Genomic DNA, 20,117 nt, shown 5'->3' with positions numbered 1-20,117 from the left:
ATTAGTAAGGATATTAGACATCTCCGGAAAAGAGGGAACAGGGAACACTTAACAGGGAACAGGAAGAAATAATAGATAATTTCTGGATGATAATTGATTTGATTTTTAATTTTCAGAGATGTCTATTAGTATCTCAATGCTCCACCATTGACATGAAGAGTTTGACCAGTTATGAAACTTGCTCCGTCTGACGCCAAAAAGACGCACATATTAGCAATCTCTTCAGGTAATCCCAAACGTCCTAGAGGAACAGTGGCAATCTTTTTTACTGTTTTCTCATCTGTAGAAGTACCAAGACTTGTGTCTATGAGTCCAGGAACAATATGATTGACTGTAATTTTTTGTGTGGCTAATTCCACCGCTAAAGCTCTTGTCAGACCTAGCGCCCCCATTTTCGAGGCACAAACGTGAGTCCATTCAGTTCTACCAATAAAGGCATTTAGTCCTGATACATTAATAATACGACCCCACCCAGTAGCTATCATACCAGGAACGACAGCCCGAGAACAGAAAAATGGAGCATCTAAATTAACTCCAAGGACACTGCGCCACTCCTCTGTTGTCATCTCAGTTATGGCGCGCGATCGCCGCAATCCCGTATTATTGATCAATATATTAATTGGACCAATTTCATCAGAAGCCTGTTTTACCATTGCCTGGACTTGGTTTTCATCACTAACATCGGCTAGGATCGGTATGGCCTTTACTCCTAAAGCCTCCACTTCCTTAGCCGTAGATTCGGCTTCCTGGGCACTACTACGAGCGTTTATCACTACAGAAGCGCCCTGTCGCCCCAATTCCAAAGCGATCGCCCGACCAATATTTCTGCTCGAACCTGTAACCAAGGCCACTTTACCTTCTAAATTTGTTTGAGTCATGTTTCCAGCGTTAAGAGTCTATGAGAGTTAAATAACCTTGTCTCAAGTATTTCTTGATTTGGCGATCGGATGCTTTAAAAGCGGGCTTTCCCTTATATTCGCCACCGACTACATGAGCGTTAGTCTTGTCGCTACCCAAGAAAGACTCTAGGGTTGCTAGATGGTCTTCAATCTCTGAAATTGTGGGCGAAAAGACTAAATTTATTGATTCTAACTGTTTGGGATTTATGCACTTTTTGCCAGTAAAACCAAAGATATTACAGGAGAGTTCTGCTTCTGTGCGAGAACTTTCTGGATCGTTAAATTTTGCCGAAACACTGTCAAATAAGGCCAGTCCATACTTTTTGCCTGTGAGGGCAATCGTACCTAAAATTTGTTGGAACAGAGGACTTTCACAGGTAGAAATTCTCTCTACACCAATGTCGGTTGACATATCCCCGACCCCAAAACCCAGTGCATCCCGGTCTTTTCTTAGAACCTTGGCAATCTCCTCCATAGCATTGAAACCAGCGATGGTCTCAATTGTAACGATGTAGTTCTTCTCTTCTCCAATTGCTTCCATCAGTCGGGCTATTTCGGCGCCCGATTCTCCTTTGGGAAGAGTGACAGAATCAAAGGGAAATTGAGCGATCGCTTTGATGTCCTCTTTTAAATCCTGAGGATCGCCAGCATTAATTCTAACATTGTATTCAACTATTCCCGGCTTGGGAGGTATTTTGGCAATACTATCTCTTGCCACTTGCTTTTGACCAGTTGGAATGCTGTCTTCTAAATCCCAGATAAAGCCATCTGCTGGCACTTCATTATTGCCAACTTTTTCTCGGTATCTAGGCTGATTTAGGGGCACAAACAGATGGGACCTTCTTTTGAATTCAGGTTTAAACTGGCTATCGCAGCAATATCCTTTTAGATACTGATAAGTATTTTCAGATAAGCTGAACTTATGGTTGTACAGTATAAACTCAAGAGAAAATTTTCTCATCACCCTTTACTTTACCAAGTAATTTAAACCTATAATCGTATCATTGCATTTTACTTTTGCTCAAACTTAATCTTAATATAAATGTTATTATATTTTTTATAATAATTATTCAACCGGATTTGATATAATGTGGTCTCCGGTTGAATAGTTATAATTAAAGCTTGTAGTTGGGCTTTAGCCCTAACTATAAATCGGGCTAAAGCCCAACTACAAACAAAAACTTTTTTGGTCGCGCAAGCGGAACGGAGTTATATCGCGCTCCGATCCGGACATGATATAATAGCATTCCTGAAAAAAAGAATGCTACAAGAAATTACATCTCGATCTGAGATGCTTAAAAAGAACTGCTCCTATTCAATTTAAACAACTTTATTATCCCTATATTTTTTGATATCCCATCCTTCCCACACTTCCCATCCTTCCCACACTCCCACCCTTCCCACACTCCATACTCTGCTTTTTTCAGCCAACCCTATTTAAGGTTGTTGCCAAGGAATAATATTATCCTCAGCTAATGTTTGAGAAACAGCGATCGCTCCGTAAAGATTCAGATGGCTAGGGTCAGAAAAGTTACCATAAGTTTCCGGCCATGCACTGCTTAAATCTCGGAAGACAAAATTAGCATATTCCCCAGATAACTGCTGCATATATTCCTGAAATTTTTGTTCATAAGCAGTTCGTACTTCGTCTAAATATGCTGTAGTTAAAGGCATATTTACAAAGACAAAATTAATCCCTATTGACTTAGTATACTGTAGTAAATTTTTTAGTGCTGTTGTTTGTTTTCCTGTTAATTGAAAGTCTGCATAATCAGCATCGTAGTCACCAGAAACTTTAGCATAATTTTGATAGTAATTTTCTGGTTCAAATTTAATCGAAATTGGCAGAAAACCATTTACTTGAAATTCGTCTAACTCCAGAGAATCTTCTGCTGCTAATGCCTGGTTTTCTTGCTGATGCAAAAAACTCCAATTTTTCGGATTATTAATAATTGATACGATTAAGCTTTTTAGGCGATCGCGTTGCTGATAAGTAACTGATATTTCTTCGGTTTTTTCTTCGATATTTTTGAATATTTGTTTGTATTTATTGATCCGATAATTAACTGATGTTTCTGATATATTATCCCCAATTATAAATGTGCCTGCATCTACTTTTTGATAACCTTCAGAACTGGCAATAATATCAAAAGTTCTATCAACTTTGCCACTATTAAGAGCGCGAACTCCATCGGCAAAAATAATTAATTGTGGCAATTGTTCTGGTGGTAAAATCTGACGTACAATCAAATCTACTACTTGAGCAGTTGCTCCATTTACCCCAAAATTATAAATTCTTAAATCTGGATATCCTGAATTTGCTAAACTTTCCTCAAGCACTGTCGGATTAACTCCTCTTAATGCTCTAGAACTGCCAACTATTAAAATATCTGGTGGTTTTTTTTCTACTTGTAAATATTGTTGATAACGAACTAATTGTTCATCTAATTGCGGACTATTAAAAGTAGGATAGGTCGTCAATTCTGAATTCGCTTTTTCATCTAAAGTTTCTTCTGTAGGAGTTTGACAATTCGGACCTTGACAACTATTTCCCGATCGCGAAACATCTGGAACTCGTTCTAATATTGCACCTACTTTTAAATCAGTTTGAACTGTCAAGAAAATACCCAGAGCAGCATAAGCAAAAGCAGCAACCCATTTACCATAACTACGAGTGTTATATGTTAATGAATTAGTAATTTTTGTATATTCTTCTTCATTAGGAAGAAATAAACGAGAACCAATAAGTAATTGTTGGATACCTGTACACAGTTGTTCTGTAAGTATGTATTTGTTAGGAAGTAACAATTTTGAGTCAGTTTTTTCAGTCGTTTGTGGTGCTAATTTGAGGAAAACACGATCTGCTTTTTTACCCGATAAAAAATCCATTTCCGTAGAAGCAGCAAACTCTGGAGTTTGTTCAGAACGCTGGCGACTTCTCCCAGTAAAATTAATCCCGTAGCGCCACAAAGGCAATTTTTGACCAGCACGACGACCGTAAACCCTAACCCCACTAACTCCAGGAATTTTAAGTTGACGCAAGAAATTGGAGATAATAGGTCCTATTTGAGATTGAGAAGGACAGGTAGGAGCTTCGCTCATAACGTGCAATAATTCTTGCTTCGGTAATATTAATACCCGGATACCACCTGTTTGCAATCTTTGATCTAGGTCGGGATTAACTAATCTATTTAATAGAAAACTAATAGCTTCATGGTTTCCCTGACTTGCCAAAACTTTAGCGTCAGCAGATAGATCGGGATTTTCCGATGCTGGTAAATTTAACCAGTCTATCCATAGAGGTGACTCTGATTTTTTGTGGTTGGTTTCATTAAGAGTACAACCATAAATGGTAGCAGCTTGGATACCTCTTGGTAGGATTTTTGCTAATTTACTAGCGATCGCTGCTTTTGTTTTCTGTTGATTTGGAGCTTGTTGGTTAGAATTATTAGTATTAGTGCAGAATAAATGTAAAGTTGATTCTTTTAGGGTAGCTCGAATATCCACTGCAAGGGTAGCCAACTTTTGTTTAAGCAACCGTTCAATGGCGGCCACATCCCCCCAACTTGCCCATTCCTTTAGCATCAAATTAGGTGGAGTTAGATCCACCCGCAACATCCAGTCAGGTGCAGTTTCACCCTGAACAAGTAGAGAAATTAAAGCTTCATGGAAATCTTTAAGCTTGAGGTCTCGTAGTTTTTGGGTAATTGGTTCCGCCAATAGAGATGGATCGGGACTATAAGCTGCTTCACAGGATACCCATAATATTTTTTGGGTTTTCAATTTAGTATTTTTGGCAGCATCCTCTGATTTTGGGGTGGTTTCTGTTAATTTTTCCTTAAGTTGTCTTTCTCGAATATTGACATTTACACAGACCCCTAACTCACCTAAAATTTCACTCAAATAACTTGCAATTGCATCTGGATGGCCATATTCAGCTAATTTTTGAGAAGAAACTGTCAGGGGAGAATCAAGTAGATATCGATCGGATTCTTGAAGGTTATCTGGCTGTGTTTCTAATTTGGACTTTTCTGGTTCAGTGGGAGAAAAGGTTTCTGAATCTAATTGTGGTGATGAAAAGTTGACATGGTTTAATGTGTCATTTGTCGAGACAGAAGTCTGATGAGGAGTTAACAGTAATTCAGAGGCAATATTATCCTGCATATTCAATTTAGAAGATTGCCCAGCACCAACTTTTGTTAATTTTTCTTCAGGTAAAGTTTGACTGCCACGATCATTTTGTAAGTAATTTTGAGGAGAAACATAATTAGATGTTAAGTGGGAATTAGTTCCTGAATCATCCGAATTAGCCGTAGTATTTATCCTCTGACTCTGAGTTGCTACCTTATTACTATCAAGTTTTACTGTCCAGTCAGGTCGCCTCCGTCCTAAAGTGCGGCCACACAGAAACATCTGGTAAATCCGAGGTTGATTAGGAGGTAGTAGAGACTCTATATCTATCTGACTCAGCGCCTGGGAAAACTGACCTAGGGCAAAGTTCATGTCGGGACATTTTTCGGCTTCACAGAGAATATGTAAATGATTGCCACGCAATCTTACCTGTACTTGTACCTCTGGAATTCCCAAGGCTTTTTGTGCCCAAATTCCTAGGGGGGATCTATTTTCCGTCGATATAATTTTATTCCCTTTCATCTTCTCCTTTGTTTGGGAGACTCCCTTGATTGGCCTAACTATTCATTGGTGACATTTTGGAATGTAGCGTATCATATAGATATAAAGAAAAGCCTCTTGCTAAAATCAGTAGAATATTGCTAAAAATTATAGGCAAATTATTATACTATAAAATATATACCAATTAGCACTAAGTCATCAGCTTTTCTTGTTTGCCAAAAAAATTGGTCTAGAGCTACTGTCCTTTTAGGATAATTTTCGTGTATAATTTGAGAACAGGTAATAAGTAGAAAAGGTTTTAACCTCTTGAAAAACCTATCTATTTGGCTAATTTATCTCAACGTTGGTTGAAGGCCTGCTGTGCTCTCCTGATAAGGGAGCGTCGGGATGAAAACCTCATATTTTGCGGTTTTCCTAATATTGTGCTATAGTAATTAAATTAAGGCTGCTGGGCAAGCAGTGTCAAGGGGAGCCATCAGATTGGCGACGTACTGTGGAGCGACTGTAAGACCGAAAAGAGGCTCGACCTTGGAGGCAGGTGCATTGTTAGCGCAGTTCCTCTGCAAGAGGCAGCCAAAAGCCCTAATCAGCGATGGTTAGAAATCCCGCGTTGTCGCAGTTGCGCAAAGTCGGGAAGATGTCAATACTTGGCTGTGATCAACTTAGTACCCAGGGACTCTGGGGGAAATAAATTGGCTGTCAAGTCAGGCTGTCAGGGGCATTCTGCCTAGATAAGTGGCGCAGGGCAAATTTCTAACAGCGATGTTGGAAGCCCGTGACTGTAGCTCTTATAGGTCAGCGTTGGCAGGATGTCACGTCGGAAAGTATGTCAATGAGGTAATACAAATGCAATCTTTTCGAGAAAATTCCTATGAAAATCCTACACTTACAACCCCTAGTTGGAAAATATCCTCAGATATTGTACTCAGCTTGGCCACTGCTCCTGTTTTGCTGGGTTTGTTGGGTAATAAAGCCATTAATGAGTTATTATCAGAAATTGGACTGTATAGTGAGGAAATATTCCGGGGCGATCGCCTACCAATGCTTAATTTTCCCGAAAATCCATCTGAGTTGTAATTTTATTTGATTTTATTATATTTCTTACTAACTTTAACTTTGTGTATCTAGGTAGATTCTTTTTTGATTTTTATTAGGACTTACAAAGGCGAAACCCGGGTGCTACGATAAATCCTTGGTTTGAACAAACATTCATTTTGAACAAACATATAGACATCTACGAAAAAACAGTTTTTCTTGGTTCTGGTGCCTAAGTCTTGTTTATCTTAATCAATAGGCTGTGAATAATTGACATTCACCCCGTGGCCTCGCCACAGGAATATATGACTACGTCACCTTTTGACGCGATCTTTGAATGGGGTTGACGCTTCCTTGGGTAGTGCTACTAGCACAAATTAAACAATACTTTATTAGACATAGGCGTGAAAATTAAAAATCAAATCAATTCTCATCCAGAAATTATCAATTACTCTCCTCCTGAGAGGGGTTAGGGGTGGGTTAAGTGTTCCCAGTTAAGTATTCCCTCTTTTCCGGAGATGTCTATTTGTGTTTCCAGGTTGGACAACGCAATTTCCCTTCGTTTCGCTGGGCTACATCAAACGCGTTAGCAATGGGTTTGATTATTTTTCTCTCTTGCTAGCCCAAGCTTAGTTTCACATCGGCTCGAAATGGTATATTAACTGCAGGTGCTCGGTAGGAATTTCCACAAACTTCAATTATAACAAAAGTTGCCTTTCTGGGGCAAGGCTTGAAACCCATTTTTTTTATCAATTGCCACTACTCTCTCCAGTCATGCATACCATTGAGGCTACTTTTAGTATTGATTGGTTGATTCACTCCCTAGTCGCGTACAACGTGCTAACAGTTGGAAACAGAGTGCTGGCAAGCACCAGAAAACCTTTTTAGTTAATCCTCATTTAACTGAAGCGTCCATTAGATAACGATGATCTTACCATGATTCATATGTCTTCGTGTGTTAAATCTTAAATTATCACAAATTTTTGACTATGGGTTAAAACCTGCCCCAGTCATTTCCATCCAGCCGTCAAAAGGGAGTTTATAATTCTGGAGTCTCCCACTATAAAGTGCGGAAGTAATTGGGCACATAGCTCCTCGATAATGTAATATCATGTCCGCTTAATTAGTGATAAAAAAACTTTCTTCTCCTTCTGCTCCTGATATATTCTTTTTTCCACCACTTCTCCCTCCGGAGGACTCCCTAATTATTTATAACACCAAATCCGGTTATGAAAAGCTAGTTTGTCCAAATCCTTCTAACCCTTCTGCCTTCTCCCGTCTGCCTTCTGCCTTACCCTCATAATAAACCTTCTTTCTCAACCGGATTTAGTATAACTGTTCATCCGGACATGATATATGACGCACTAAAGATACGGTCTGGTTTTCCACTTACCGAAAATTTATGATGATCGGGAGAAAACTAGAACTGAAGAATAGCTCAAATATTAGGAAAACATTAACAAAATTAGTATCAAACTGGTGAAGTGATGTAGTTTAAAAGTGTTTTAATACAGTAATCTCTAATGTTGGCTGTTGGAAGACCAGTATTTCACTATACTATAAAATTTAGTAAGTCTATGGCTTAAATTTTCTTAAGGTGATGTGATAAATTTTTGAGCAGTATAAAAAAACTATTCTCTTGATGTTTAAGAGAAATTTGAGAGAATATTTATAAATAAAGACTAATATCATGTCCGGTTGAATACTTATAAATAAACGACGGAGTCATCAGGAGTCAGAACTCAGGAGTCAGGAGGGAAGAAAGAAGAAGCAAGAAAGAAGAAGAAAGAATAAAGAGGAGGAAAAGGAGAAAGTTTTTTATCACGCTCTTATCCGGACATGATATAACTACTCTTGAGCCTATGCCTTACCCTGTTTGCTCCTCTCCTGCAACACGGGGAACCAGAAAGTAAATTTGCTTTTTATTAATAAAGTTGAATCGGGAAAATTTAATTAGCAATAAGGAGATATTAACTATAGATTAGACAAAAAAATATTAGTACAGCCTATTTTCAGACATTGATACTATTAAATCCCGTCTAATGAGGGAAACAGTATCAAAAAATACATTGATTTTTGATGTTAGCAGTTATGGAGGAACAAGTAATATGAATTCACTATTACACTCAGAACAGACAATGCTAGAATCAGGGTTCAAAAATGCCACAATAACAGCCTCGGATCGGTTTCTGCGTAATCGAATCAAAATAGTTGAAGATTTGTGGGAGTCAGTGCTAAGGCAAGAATGTGGCCAAGAATTGGTGGATATACTCCAGAAGATGCGCTCGGTTCATTCCCCAGAAGGACAAGCTCCTGACTTTATAGGTTCAGAAATTGAACAACTGATTGAACAACTAGAACTCAAAGATGCAATTCGAGCTGCCCGCGCTTTTGCTCTATATTTTCAGCTAATCAATATTGTAGAACAACATTATGAACAAAGAATTCAACAACTAGCTTACTCTCACAACAATAGTTCAGGAAAACTAATCTTTAAAGATGATGTAGCTAAGGATGGTGAGAGTTGTTCGCTGCGGGTTGGAAGTATACCAATATGGAACGATAACAGAACTAAACCAGAAGGAGAGGGTACATTTCATTATCTATTTCCTCTACTACAGACTCTCAATGTACCATATCAATTAATTCAACGATTAATTGATAACTTAGATATCCGTTTGGTGTTTACAGCACACCCAACAGAAATTGTACGACGAACAATTAGAACAAAACAACGACGCATTGCCAAAATTCTCCAAGAACTCGATCAAGTAGATGACAGCTTTTCTGAACTACAGGTAGATGAAGAAGAGGAATATTCTTTGGTTTCATCTTGGGAAACAGAATCTCTCAAGAAACAGTTAACAGAAGAAATTCTTTTGTGGTGGCGTACAGATGAACTACACCAATTTAAACCTACTGTAATAGATGAAGTAGAAACTACTCTTCATTATTTTAACGAAGTTCTGTTTGACGCTACTCCCCAACTGCATCGTAGGTTTAAGCAAGCCTTACATAGTTCTTTCCCTTATCTGAAACCACCGAGTTACAATTTTTGTAAGTTTGGTTCCTGGGTGGGAGCAGACCGTGATGGAAATCCTTTTTGTACACCACCAGTTACTTGGCAAACTGCCTGCTATCAACGTCAGATAGTATTGGATAAATATATTCATGCTGTCGATCGCCTCAAAGAACTTTTAAGTTTGTCTTTGCATTGGAGTGATGTTTTACCAGAATTGCTGGACTCCTTAGATCGTGACCATTTGCAAATGTCTGAAGTATACGAGCAATGGGCAATTCGCTATCGGCAAGAACCTTATCGCTTGAAGTTGTCTTACGTGAAAAAGCGTTTAGAAAATACTCGCGATCGTAACTGGCGTTTATATAATGGTGATGAAATTCAAAGAGCAAAAGAAGTTCTCTCTCAAGGTCGAGAAACAACAGATATTTATCAGTCTAGTGCTGATTTTTTGGCTGAATTACAACTAATTCAGCGTAACCTTGAAGAAACTGGTTTAAGTTCTAGTGACTTAGAAAATCTGATCTCTCAGGTAGAAATTTTTGGTTTTAATTTAGCGCGACTTGATATTCGTCAGGAGTCTTCTGTACATGAGGCTGTAATTCAGGAAGTTACTGAATATTTACAAATTCTGCCTAAACCTTATATAGAAATGTCGGAAGCAGAGCGGACTGAGTGGTTATCAACAGAGTTGCCTACTCGTCGCCCCTTAATTCCCACAGAGTTACCTTTTTCTGAGAGAACCTGCGAAATCATTAACACTTTCCGAATGCTGCGACAACTGCAGGTAGAGTTTGGTCAAGAAATTTGCCAAACCTATATTATTAGTATGAGTCGGGATGTTAGCGATTTATTAGAAGTGTTGTTGTTAGCTCAAGAGGCAGGACTTTACGATCCGGCAACTGGTGCGAGTAGCATTCAGGTGGTTCCTTTATTTGAGACAGTGGAAGACTTGAGAAATGCTCCCCGGGTCATGCAGGATTTATTTAAGTTGCCTCTATATCAAGCTGCACTTGCTGGTGGGTATGAGAAATTGCAAGAACAACCCAATTCTCAATTTAACTCAGAGTTAGAAACTCCTTATCTGCAAGAAGTGATGTTGGGTTACTCTGATAGTAATAAGGATTCTGGGTTCTTGAGTAGTAACTGGGAAATTCATAAGGCTCAAAAAGCTTTACATAAGATAGGTATGGAGTATGGCATTGCCTTGCGGATATTTCATGGCCGTGGTGGTTCTGTAGGACGCGGTGGCGGTCCAGCTTATAAAGCAATTTTGGCCCAGCCTGGTAAGAGTATTAGTGGGCGGATTAAGATTACTGAACAGGGTGAGGTACTAGCTTCTAAATATTCTCTGCCTCAGTTAGCAATGTTTAACTTAGAAAATGTTACTACTGCAGTGATTCAAGCTAGTTTGCTGCATACGGGGTTTGATGAAATTGAAAGCTGGAATCAAATTATGGAGGAGTTTGCGGTTCGATCGCGTACCCATTACCGAAATTTGATTTATGAACAAGAGGATTTAGTAGAATTTTTCTATCAAGTTACTCCGATTCAGGAAATTAGTCAACTACAGATTAGTTCTCGTCCAGCTCGGCGGAAGAATGATAAGAAGAAGACAATTTCTGGTTTACGGGCAATTCCTTGGGTATTTAGTTGGACTCAAAGTCGCTTCCTTTTGCCTGCTTGGTATGGGGTGGGAACTGCTTTACAAGAGTTTGTGGAACAAGAACCAGAAGAACACCTGAAACTTTTGCAATACTTTTATCTGAAGTGGCCGTTTTTCACTACTGTCATTTCTAAAGTGGAGATGACTTTGGCAAAGGTAGATTTGCAAATTGCTCATTATTATGTGCGCGAATTATCTAAACCAGAAGATCGAGAACGGTTTGAGCAGTTGTTTGAGCAAATTGCGACTGAATATCGTTTAACACGGGATTTAGTGCTACAAATTTCTGGTCATCAGCGACCTTTGGATGGAGATCCAGATCTACAGCGTTCTGTACAATTACGAAATGCGACTATTATTCCTCTGGGTATGTTGCAGGTAGCTTTGCTGAAACGTCTGCGCCAGCATGATACGGGTACACCAGGTGTAATTCATTCTCGTTATAGTAAGAGTGAGTTATTGCGTGGTGCTTTGTTGACTCTTAATGGTATTGCTGCTGGTATGCGGAATACAGGTTGATAACAAGGGAGGAGTCAGGAGTCAGGAGTCAGGAGTCAGGAGGGAAGAGTATGAATCCTAAAAACCTAACCCCCCTGTCCCTCTTCCTAACCCCCTTTCCAGGGGGGAAGGAGGGAATGGGGGTTAATAAGCCTCTCTCCTTGTAGGAGAGAGGTTTGGAGAGAGGTTTTATGAGTTTACAAACAGCTACTAAGGACGAAAACAAGGGAGGAGTCAGGAGTCAGTAATACAAACCCCAGAAACCAGGTTTGTATAAGTAGATGTCAGTATTGTGAGATATCTAATATATACAAACCCGGTTTCTGGTTTATACAAAAACAACTTCTCAATTCTCAATTCTGACTTTAGAGAAACCAGGTTTGTGTGAGTAGATGTCAGTATTGTGAGATATCTAAATATCATGTCCGGATAATCAGTGATAAAAAAGTTTTTGTTTGTAGTAGGGATTTAGCCCCATCTTTCAATAGTTCGGGCTAAAGCCCTACTACGAACTTTAATTATAACTATTCAACCGGACATGATATAATATATACAAACCCAGTTCCTGGTTTCTACAAAAATAATATCAAATCCGCTTGATTGAACATAAAAAAAATCTCCAATCGTCATAACTACTAAATCTTTGTAATTCTCTCTCCTCCTGACTCCTGACTCCTAAAGACTTAACCAATCTATAGCTGTTTAACAGGATTTGATATGACTTCTAAATTCTGACTTCTAACTTCCTTATCCCAGTTCATCTGCTACTAAACGTCTGAGAATTTCTGTTATTTCTGCTGCCATCCTAGCATCTATTTCTACTGCTTCTGTGTCAAAATCTCCTAACGCTTTTGCACCACGCAAAGTCATAGCTATAGACCTAACTTTTCCCTGATATTCAAACTGAGTAAAACAAGTATAAGTCAGTTCTGTACGCTTACGACTGCTGCTATACCCAAAACCCATTTTAGATAAAATAACAGGAGATTTAATACTATTTTGAATTCCCAATTTTGCTAGAGCAACATCCACATAACGAGCAGTATCTTTACCCAGATTACGAATAAAAGGTTGCAAATTTTCCCACCCACCCCCATCCCCTCCTGGGAGGGGAGTTAGAGGGGTGGGTAGTTTGGCTGGTTCTGGTAAATGATAATACCATCCTACCATTGATATAATTCTAGTTAGGTCGTAGGTAGCAACAGTATTTTCTCCAGTCTGGTCTTCTCGCTTTTTACTTTCCGATGCTGCACTTAATAAAACTTGGTTATCTTGTACAATTTCAGGTGACATAATAAAGGGTTCTTCACCATATAAACCTTGAAATTCTGTATGATTATTACCTGTGATTTCCTTCAACCATGATTCTAAACCAACATAAGTTTGGAAGCATTTAAACATTGCAGCTAAGGCATTAGAACTACCTACCTTTTTGGCATAAGTAATTACATCTTCTACAACCTCATTAAAGTCTATATTTTTGCCATCCCCTCGAATTTGACAGGTATTAATATTACTATCAAGAGAACAAATTACATTTAAAATTGCGATGATTTTAGTAGAACTCCAATACTGACATTTGTCAAGAGAATTTCTACCTAACCAATAAGATTTAAACGGTCCGCCAGCAGTACCACCTAGGCAAATACAGGCTTCTTTAATATCAGGATGAATAAAGCTAAGACCCTCTTCATCAATGTTAGGCAGTTCGCCAACATGGGGAAAAGCTTTTGCCCCTGGGATTGCTAAACTAGGTAGCATTGTTAAATTTTCTGGATAATTTTCTACCTGGTTTTGATAGGGAGAATTTTGAATGCCTTTATCTAGAATAGCTAGTTTATAACTATTAAAACCAGCTTCAGCTTTTAAGAAGTCGTTGTAGACTTTTTCTCTGTCCATTGCTAGTAGTAGAGTGAAGGCTTCTTTTTGTCCAAAAGTTCCAAAAAAGTCTGCTACCATATTAAGAATTTGATCGTTAATGTCTTCCATAATTTGATTTAGCACTAAATTTGACTTTCCTTAGAGATTGAATGTATCAGGAAATATAAAAAGGAGATAGGGAACAGGGAACAGGGAACAGGGAACAGGGAATTGGGAATTGGGAATTGGGAATTGGGAATAATCAGGAAGAAATCAAGACAACTATTTGTCACTTAAAAATCTAGGAATATATGTACCTTGTCCACTTCTGGTATCTACCAGATTTCACTCCCTTGAAGCATTACCGCTTTTAGATTTTAGTCACTATAGCAATCTGATATGAATTGTGACATATTGTACACTTTTAGGCAACAGGCAACAGGCACTATTGCTACAGAGAAGAAGGAAAAAACTGTATCTTCTGAAGATTATAACCACTATATTTTAGATTTTTAGAGAGCAGTAAAATTCTCACATCTGATTCCTGATTGCTATATTACAATAAACTATGATTTTCCGTCATTATTTTAGGTAGCCCTGTAGATAATTTCCCAGATGGTAAAATTATAACTATGAGTGAAAAATCTCTCCAATTAACTTAATTAATCACTTATTTTTTTGATTATTTAAAAAGAGTAAATATTCACATAAAACTTTTGAAATTATGACTTTTCGATCTCCTAAATATAACGGAGAACCTAGCTGAATTCTGATTCCTCGTCGCCATCAAAATGTTACAACTAAGATAGGATTGCTATGTTATAGACAGTTTTACAAAACTTTAAAATATGCTAAATATGCCACAGATTTCCCCTTTACGCCAGGTCAAGTCCAAATTATCAGCAGGATTTATATTTGCTTCGGCAATGATAGTAGCGATCGCCAGTGCGATTGTGATTTACCAACTCAATCAGATGACACAAGAGAGTAGCAATGCCAGATTACTCTTAATTAAATTAAAGGAGCAAGTCAGAGGACTTAATTGTCTAGAATGGGAGAGTATTTCTAAAGGTGAAATTGATGAAAGTTTCACTGAAGAACTTCCGGAAAAGCAGGAAATCACTGAGACTCTTCTTGAAGAAATTAGGAAACTTGAACAACAAGAAAATCTGCAGAATATCTGGGATTTATATACAAATTATAAAACTGTAATTAACGATTCTTGGCAGCTAATTTCTCAGAAAAAAATTGCAGAGGCCAACAAGATTGGTGCTGTTCAAATTAATAAAATTTTTGATGAGCTATATGCTGAAATTGAAATACTAGAAGAAGTCTATATTAAGCAGTATCACCAGACCCGAAAATTTGCCGATATAGGAACAACCTTTGCTTTAATAATGGCAGCCCTTGTTATTGGTATTTTATCCTATAAATTTAGTCAAAGATTGTTGAATAAAAATCAGGAATTAGAAACTGCTTTAATTAATCTCCAACTAACACAGAATCAATTAATTCAACAAGAAAAAATGGCAGCTTTGGGACAACTAATTGCAGGCATAGCTCATGAAATTAATAATCCCCTAGGCGCAATTCAAGCCTCAGCAAACAATACCGATCAGGCTTTAAAAGAAGTTCTAGATGAAATCCCCCATTTACATCAACGTCTCAGTTGTCAAGCAGAAGAAAGCCTTTTTCAGCTAATTGCTCAAGCACTCGAAAACGGACTTTCAATTGCTTCTCAGGAAACTCGTACCCTCAAACGTAAAATTACTGCTCAACTTAAAGAGCATAACATTGAAAATCCTCGATATATTGCAAACCTCTTAGCAGACATGGGGGTTCCCGAAACAACTGATTTGTGGTTGCCCCTGGTCAAAAGTGAACATGGAGAATGGGCGATCGAGTTTGCCTACAACCTGGCTTCCTCCTTTTCTAACAATCAGATTATTCTCCGCGCCGTTGAACGGTCCTCTAAGATAATTTTTGCCCTCAAAAGCTATGCTCGTTTTCAACCAAATGGCCAGAAGGAGTTGATCAAAGTCGTTAATGGGCTAGAAACTGTACTAGAAATCTATCACAATCAACTGAAACGGAATATCCATCTGATTCGAGATTATCACGATATTCCCGAAATCTGGGGATATCCTGACGAACTGATTCAGGTTTGGACAAATCTAATTCACAACGCAATTCAAGCTATGGAGTCAGGAGGGACACTGACTATTACCACCCATCAAGAGGAAAATGGGATTCAAGTAAGTATTAAGGATACTGGAGCAGGTATTCCGTCAGAACTGCTGCCGAAAATCTTTGATGCCTTTTTTACTACCAAGTCGGCGGGTGAAGGTAGTGGTTTGGGACTTCACATTTGCCAGAAAATTATTGACAAACATCAGGGATATATAAGAGTGGACAGCCAACCAGGAGATACTATATTTTATATAGGGTTGCCTGTAGGCTCCCGTTAAATCTTTAAAAGTATCTAGAAAGGTTAAGTATGTCTGAGACCGCAATTATTTGTGTTGATGATGAAATGCCCATTCTGAAAGCTCTCAAAGAACAACTCCAACGTGGTTTTGGCAACAAATATATTTATGAGGTTGCCCAAAGTGCTCAAGAAGCTTGGGATGTGATTGATGAGTTAGAAGAAGAAGGCGTACAAATTCTGGCCATTGTTTCTGATTGGCTCATGCCTAATACCAAAGGAGATGTGTTTTTAGCTCAAGTTCATCAACGCTTTCCTGAAGTTATTACCGTGATGCTGACTGGGCAAGCTGACCAGGAGGCTATTGAGCGGGCTAGAAAAAAAGCCAACCTTTATGCTTGCCTTGACAAACCCTGGTCAGAGGAAGAATTACAGCAAATTATTAATCAAGCTTTGAATCAGTAAAATATGAAAGGAGTCATTATTTGTGTTGATGATGAGTTGATAATTCTCGAAACTTTGGGGCGGCAACTTAGGCGCAATTTTGGCAAAGACTATAACATTGAGTTGGCTAACAGTGGTGCAGAAGCTCTTTCTCTTTGTGCAGAATTGACAGCAGAGGGCTTAAAAATTCCTTTGATAATTTCCGATCACCATATGCAGGAGATGGATGGGGATAGTTTGTTGATTGAACTCCACAAGCTTTATCCCAAGATGTTAAAAATTATGCTTACTGGTCAAGCTGATGTTGATTCGGTAGCGAATGTGGTTAATGCTGGTGCTTTATACCGCTACATCTCTAAACCTTGGAATAAAGATGATCTAATACTCACTGTTACTGAAGCTTTACGAAGCTTTGCTCAAGAACAAAAACTTGCTGAACAAAATACGCTGCTCAAGGAAATTAATTCTAAGTTAGAAAATTCTTTATTACTGCTATTAGCCACCCTAGAAGCAACAGCAAATGGCATTCTTGTCCTAGATAGTTCAGGAAAAGTGGTCATTTTTAATCAAAAGTTTGCTGAAATTTGGCATCTACCTGCTTCAACTTCAAAAGATGATAGTCAAAAGCTAGTTGATTTGATTTTAGCAGCTTTGATCAAAGCAGATGCGGTGCTTTTTCAAGCATTACTTATGCAAGAGAATATTAAACAACGGGATTTATTAGTATTAAAAAATGGTAGGATTATTGAGTATGATTCCCAGCCTCAAAAATTATCAGATAAAATTGTTGGTCAGGTATTGACTTTTCGAGATGTGACTAGAGAAAAGCAAAAACAAGCAACTATTGAGTATCAAGCATTGCATGATACTCTCACTAACCTGCCAAATAGAGCTTTATTTGATCTGAAACTTTCTGAAGCTATTACCTATGCTGCTGAAAGTTCACAAATTATGGCGATAATGTTTCTCGATTTAGATAGGTTTAAGCAGGTTAATGATACATTCGGTCACTCAGTGGGAGATCTATTGTTACAGAGTGTTACTCAGCGTCTTGTCGGTTGTTTGAGAGAAATTGATTTGATTGCCCGTTGGGGAGGAGATGAATTCGGAATTATTTTACCGGAAATTCGCTCTCGAGAAAACGTGATTGAGATTGCCCAGAGATTGATTCAAAGCATGCAGCCAGAATTTATCTTAGAAGGTCATCGTCTCAAGGTAACAACTAGTATTGGAATTGCCTTATATCCTGAGGATGGTTTAGATAGTAGCACATTACTTCGGAGTGCTGATACGGTATTGTACCAAGCCAAGAAATCTGGGCGCAACAATTATTGTTGAGACTAATATAAGAAAGTTTTTCTCAAGCGCGGTTATGATATAGCTTTTAGTAGGGCTTTAGCCCATGAAATTTGGTAGTCCTTTGATGATTGTGATTTATTGTGGAGGTAGGCAACAGCTTATACCAATTTGATAGAGGAATAGTATTTGCTTGCCCACTTAAATTTTTAAGGGCGTTAGTGAATCTAGCTATGAAATCTAAACAGCTTCATTAATGGATAATTGATAATGGATAATTGATAATTACCTCTATATATGATTTGGTTAAAAGATGAAAATGGGAATTTAACCGCACATTGGACAACTCAAGATTAGTTGAGATAATTAGCAAAGAATTTTTACATTGCATTTCAATCAAAGGATAAGAAAAGTTACCTATCTCTTTGGTTTTAAATATGTTAAAGTAATCCTTTTTTTGAGATGGCCATAATATCAAAATGATCGGCGATTCCACTAACTATGTTAGCGATCGCCGATTTTAGTTAAAACCTAAACTGAGTCCGGAATGTACTAACCCAAATAGTATCATTAACATCATCGTGATTAGGATTAGTAATCACAAATAAACCAGGAGTCAAAGAGATATTATCATTAACTTGAATACGATAAATTGCCTCTATATGTATAGATGTATCATCATCCTTCAAGGCATCATCATCACCCCCATCAGTAACAATAGGAGGCACGCCAACCATCAGACCACCAAGATTTCCTTCTCTCAATAAGTCTGGGAAAGCAAAATACAACATTCCATTAATGATAGTAATATCATCATCATCACTATTCTCAGTTTCTGGTCGCGCCCAGGTAGAACCAAACCAACCTCCCACTTCCAACTTTTCATTCACTCTCCAATGAGCTTGCAACCCAACGTTATCAGCAGTTGTCGCCACACCATCGAAGGGGTCTTGAGCTTTAAAACTACCAGTACCATTAGTAATATCAACCCCATCGTCACCCCAATACTTACGCACATAACCCAGAGTAAATGCCAAGCTATCGTTAGGTTCAATCACAAGTTGACCTAATGCACTATAAGCACCATTGAATGCACCCGCACCCTCAGTCGGATTTGCCGGATCGTCTGCTAAGTAAGCTACATTTACCTGAAACTTATCATTAAATGCGTAGCTAAAACCAACACCTGCATTAGCAGGACCTCGGAAACTTGTTGGGTTGCGTCGTCCGAATCTAGAAATAGTTCCATCTCCTTCATCTGCAAAGGGTGTTAGAACTACAGAAACGTCATCTAGGTCAACTCCAATAGGACCGATGAGAGCTTGGGCACGTTCTCCAATGGGAAACTGATAGAACATCAGGTCAATACCAAAATTATCATTAGCATCACCCTCATCAATAGAGGCAAGAGTCATTAAGGTATTAGTGAGGTCTGGTTCGCTCAACTCATTAAGATTATTAGCTTGTAGACGAGTAAAGAGCAAATCTTCTCCAGTAAAGCTAGTCTCAAACTCTAGCCTGACACGATAAGAAAGAGAAGTCTCGGTTTTGTCATTACCAGAAGATTCTCCACGGGCTTCTGCTCTTTCCCCAAAAGTATCATTTAACCAAAATAGAACTTCACCATTGAGTTTGGTGGTAGTAGAAAACTGATTGCTTTCTAGTTCAGCGGTGCGTGCTTCCAAAGAATCTACACGACCCCGCAATGCTGCTAGTTCGGCGGCAAATTCTTCTTGTAAACGTTGCAATATAGCTAAGTCTTCTCTGGTAACTAGGTTACTGGTTGCTGCAGCAATTAATTCTGTGATTCTGTCTAGGCAAGCATTTAATCCGGCAGCAAATTCAAAGCGAGTCATGGCGCGGTTGCCTTTGTAGGTGCCGTCGGGATAACCTGCTATACAACCATAACGTTCTACTAATGATTGTAATGCTTGGAATGCCCAGTCTGTAGGTTGCACGTCTGATAATTGGGAGACAGATGTTACCTGATCTATTGGCTCTTCTGCTTCTAGCTCAGATACGCTAGGTACTGCTAATGAGGGGTCATCCATTGGTAGGGGACGAAATGCTTGGGCAATTTGTATTGGAGGAGTTGCCTGAGCAGGATTGGCTATAAATAAGGTGGTACTCAGAATAACGGGGCTATATTTTCTCGCTTTATTAAGAAATAATTTCATTAATTTTTGAATCACACCTATTAATTGTTCGTGGTATCCCCTACTTAGTAAAGGATAAAAAGCAAATAATATCCTAACTGACTGCTTTGCAAGACTTGTCAGAAGATAATTACTTATTGAATTCATTTATTATTAACTCTTTATTTGGAAGTGTCAAGTTTAAAAA

At 38.4% G+C, this 20,117-nt stretch carries 10 protein-coding genes; 5 read left to right on the top strand and 5 right to left on the bottom strand.

The window, feature by feature from the left end; genetic code table 11:
• Positions 1 to 125: 125 nt before the first annotated feature.
• The 3 genes from ACP6PM_RS13560 to ACP6PM_RS13550 all read right to left on the bottom strand — a co-directional run bounded on the left by ACP6PM_RS13560 (position 126) and on the right by ACP6PM_RS13550 (position 5,552).
• A complete protein-coding gene (locus ACP6PM_RS13560) occupies positions 126 to 878 on the bottom strand; it encodes an SDR family NAD(P)-dependent oxidoreductase (protein WP_426585402.1) in 753 nt (250 codons plus the stop codon).
• A gap of 10 nt (positions 879 to 888) precedes the next feature.
• Positions 889 to 1,860, bottom strand: a complete 972-nt coding sequence (locus ACP6PM_RS13555) for an HpcH/HpaI aldolase/citrate lyase family protein (protein ID WP_426585440.1) — start codon at positions 1,858 to 1,860, stop codon at positions 889 to 891.
• 476 nt (positions 1,861 to 2,336) lie between these two features.
• Positions 2,337 to 5,552 carry a DUF1574 family protein gene (locus ACP6PM_RS13550; RefSeq protein WP_426585400.1) on the bottom strand — a complete coding sequence of 1,072 codons (3,216 nt, stop codon included), beginning with the start codon at positions 5,550 to 5,552 and terminating at the stop codon, positions 2,337 to 2,339.
• A gap of 825 nt (positions 5,553 to 6,377) precedes the next feature.
• Here ACP6PM_RS13550 and ACP6PM_RS13545 point away from each other — a divergent pair.
• On the top strand, positions 6,378 to 6,608 hold the full coding sequence (locus tag ACP6PM_RS13545) for a hypothetical protein (RefSeq protein WP_293094740.1): 231 nt from the start codon (positions 6,378 to 6,380) through the stop codon (positions 6,606 to 6,608).
• Between the two features lie 2,066 nt (positions 6,609 to 8,674).
• Positions 8,675 to 11,770, top strand: coding sequence for a phosphoenolpyruvate carboxylase (ppc, locus tag ACP6PM_RS13540; RefSeq protein WP_426585394.1), 3,096 nt, complete (start codon positions 8,675 to 8,677; stop codon positions 11,768 to 11,770).
• 726 nt (positions 11,771 to 12,496) lie between these two features.
• Here the strand turns inward: ppc and ACP6PM_RS13535 are convergent.
• A complete protein-coding gene (locus ACP6PM_RS13535; protein WP_426585392.1) occupies positions 12,497 to 13,753 on the bottom strand; it encodes a hypothetical protein in 1,257 nt (418 codons plus the stop codon).
• 704 nt (positions 13,754 to 14,457) lie between these two features.
• On the opposite strand from ACP6PM_RS13535, the gene ACP6PM_RS13530 reads away from it, so the two are divergent.
• The 3 genes from ACP6PM_RS13530 to ACP6PM_RS13520 are packed head-to-tail and all read left to right on the top strand — an operon-like array spanning position 14,458 to position 17,816.
• Positions 14,458 to 16,077, top strand: a complete 1,620-nt coding sequence (locus ACP6PM_RS13530) for a sensor histidine kinase (protein ID WP_426585390.1) — start codon at positions 14,458 to 14,460, stop codon at positions 16,075 to 16,077.
• 29 nt (positions 16,078 to 16,106) lie between these two features.
• Complete coding sequence (locus ACP6PM_RS13525) at positions 16,107 to 16,499, top strand: response regulator (RefSeq protein WP_426585388.1); 393 nt, start codon at positions 16,107 to 16,109, stop codon at positions 16,497 to 16,499.
• Between the two features lie 3 nt (positions 16,500 to 16,502).
• Positions 16,503 to 17,816, top strand: a complete 1,314-nt coding sequence (locus ACP6PM_RS13520) for a diguanylate cyclase domain-containing protein (protein WP_426585386.1) — start codon at positions 16,503 to 16,505, stop codon at positions 17,814 to 17,816.
• Between the two features lie 482 nt (positions 17,817 to 18,298).
• Here the strand turns inward: ACP6PM_RS13520 and ACP6PM_RS13515 are convergent, their stop codons facing one another.
• A complete protein-coding gene (locus tag ACP6PM_RS13515) occupies positions 18,299 to 20,077 on the bottom strand; it encodes an iron uptake porin (RefSeq protein ID WP_426585384.1) in 1,779 nt (592 codons plus the stop codon).
• Positions 20,078 to 20,117 lie beyond the last annotated feature (40 nt).

It is taken from the genome of Dapis brunnea BLCC-M229, assembly GCF_050015995.1.
GTDB lineage: Bacteria > Cyanobacteriota > Cyanobacteriia > Cyanobacteriales > Microcoleaceae > Trichodesmium.
The sequence above is the reverse complement of the archived record's forward strand: the minus strand, read 5'-3'. Positions and strand labels throughout refer to the sequence as shown.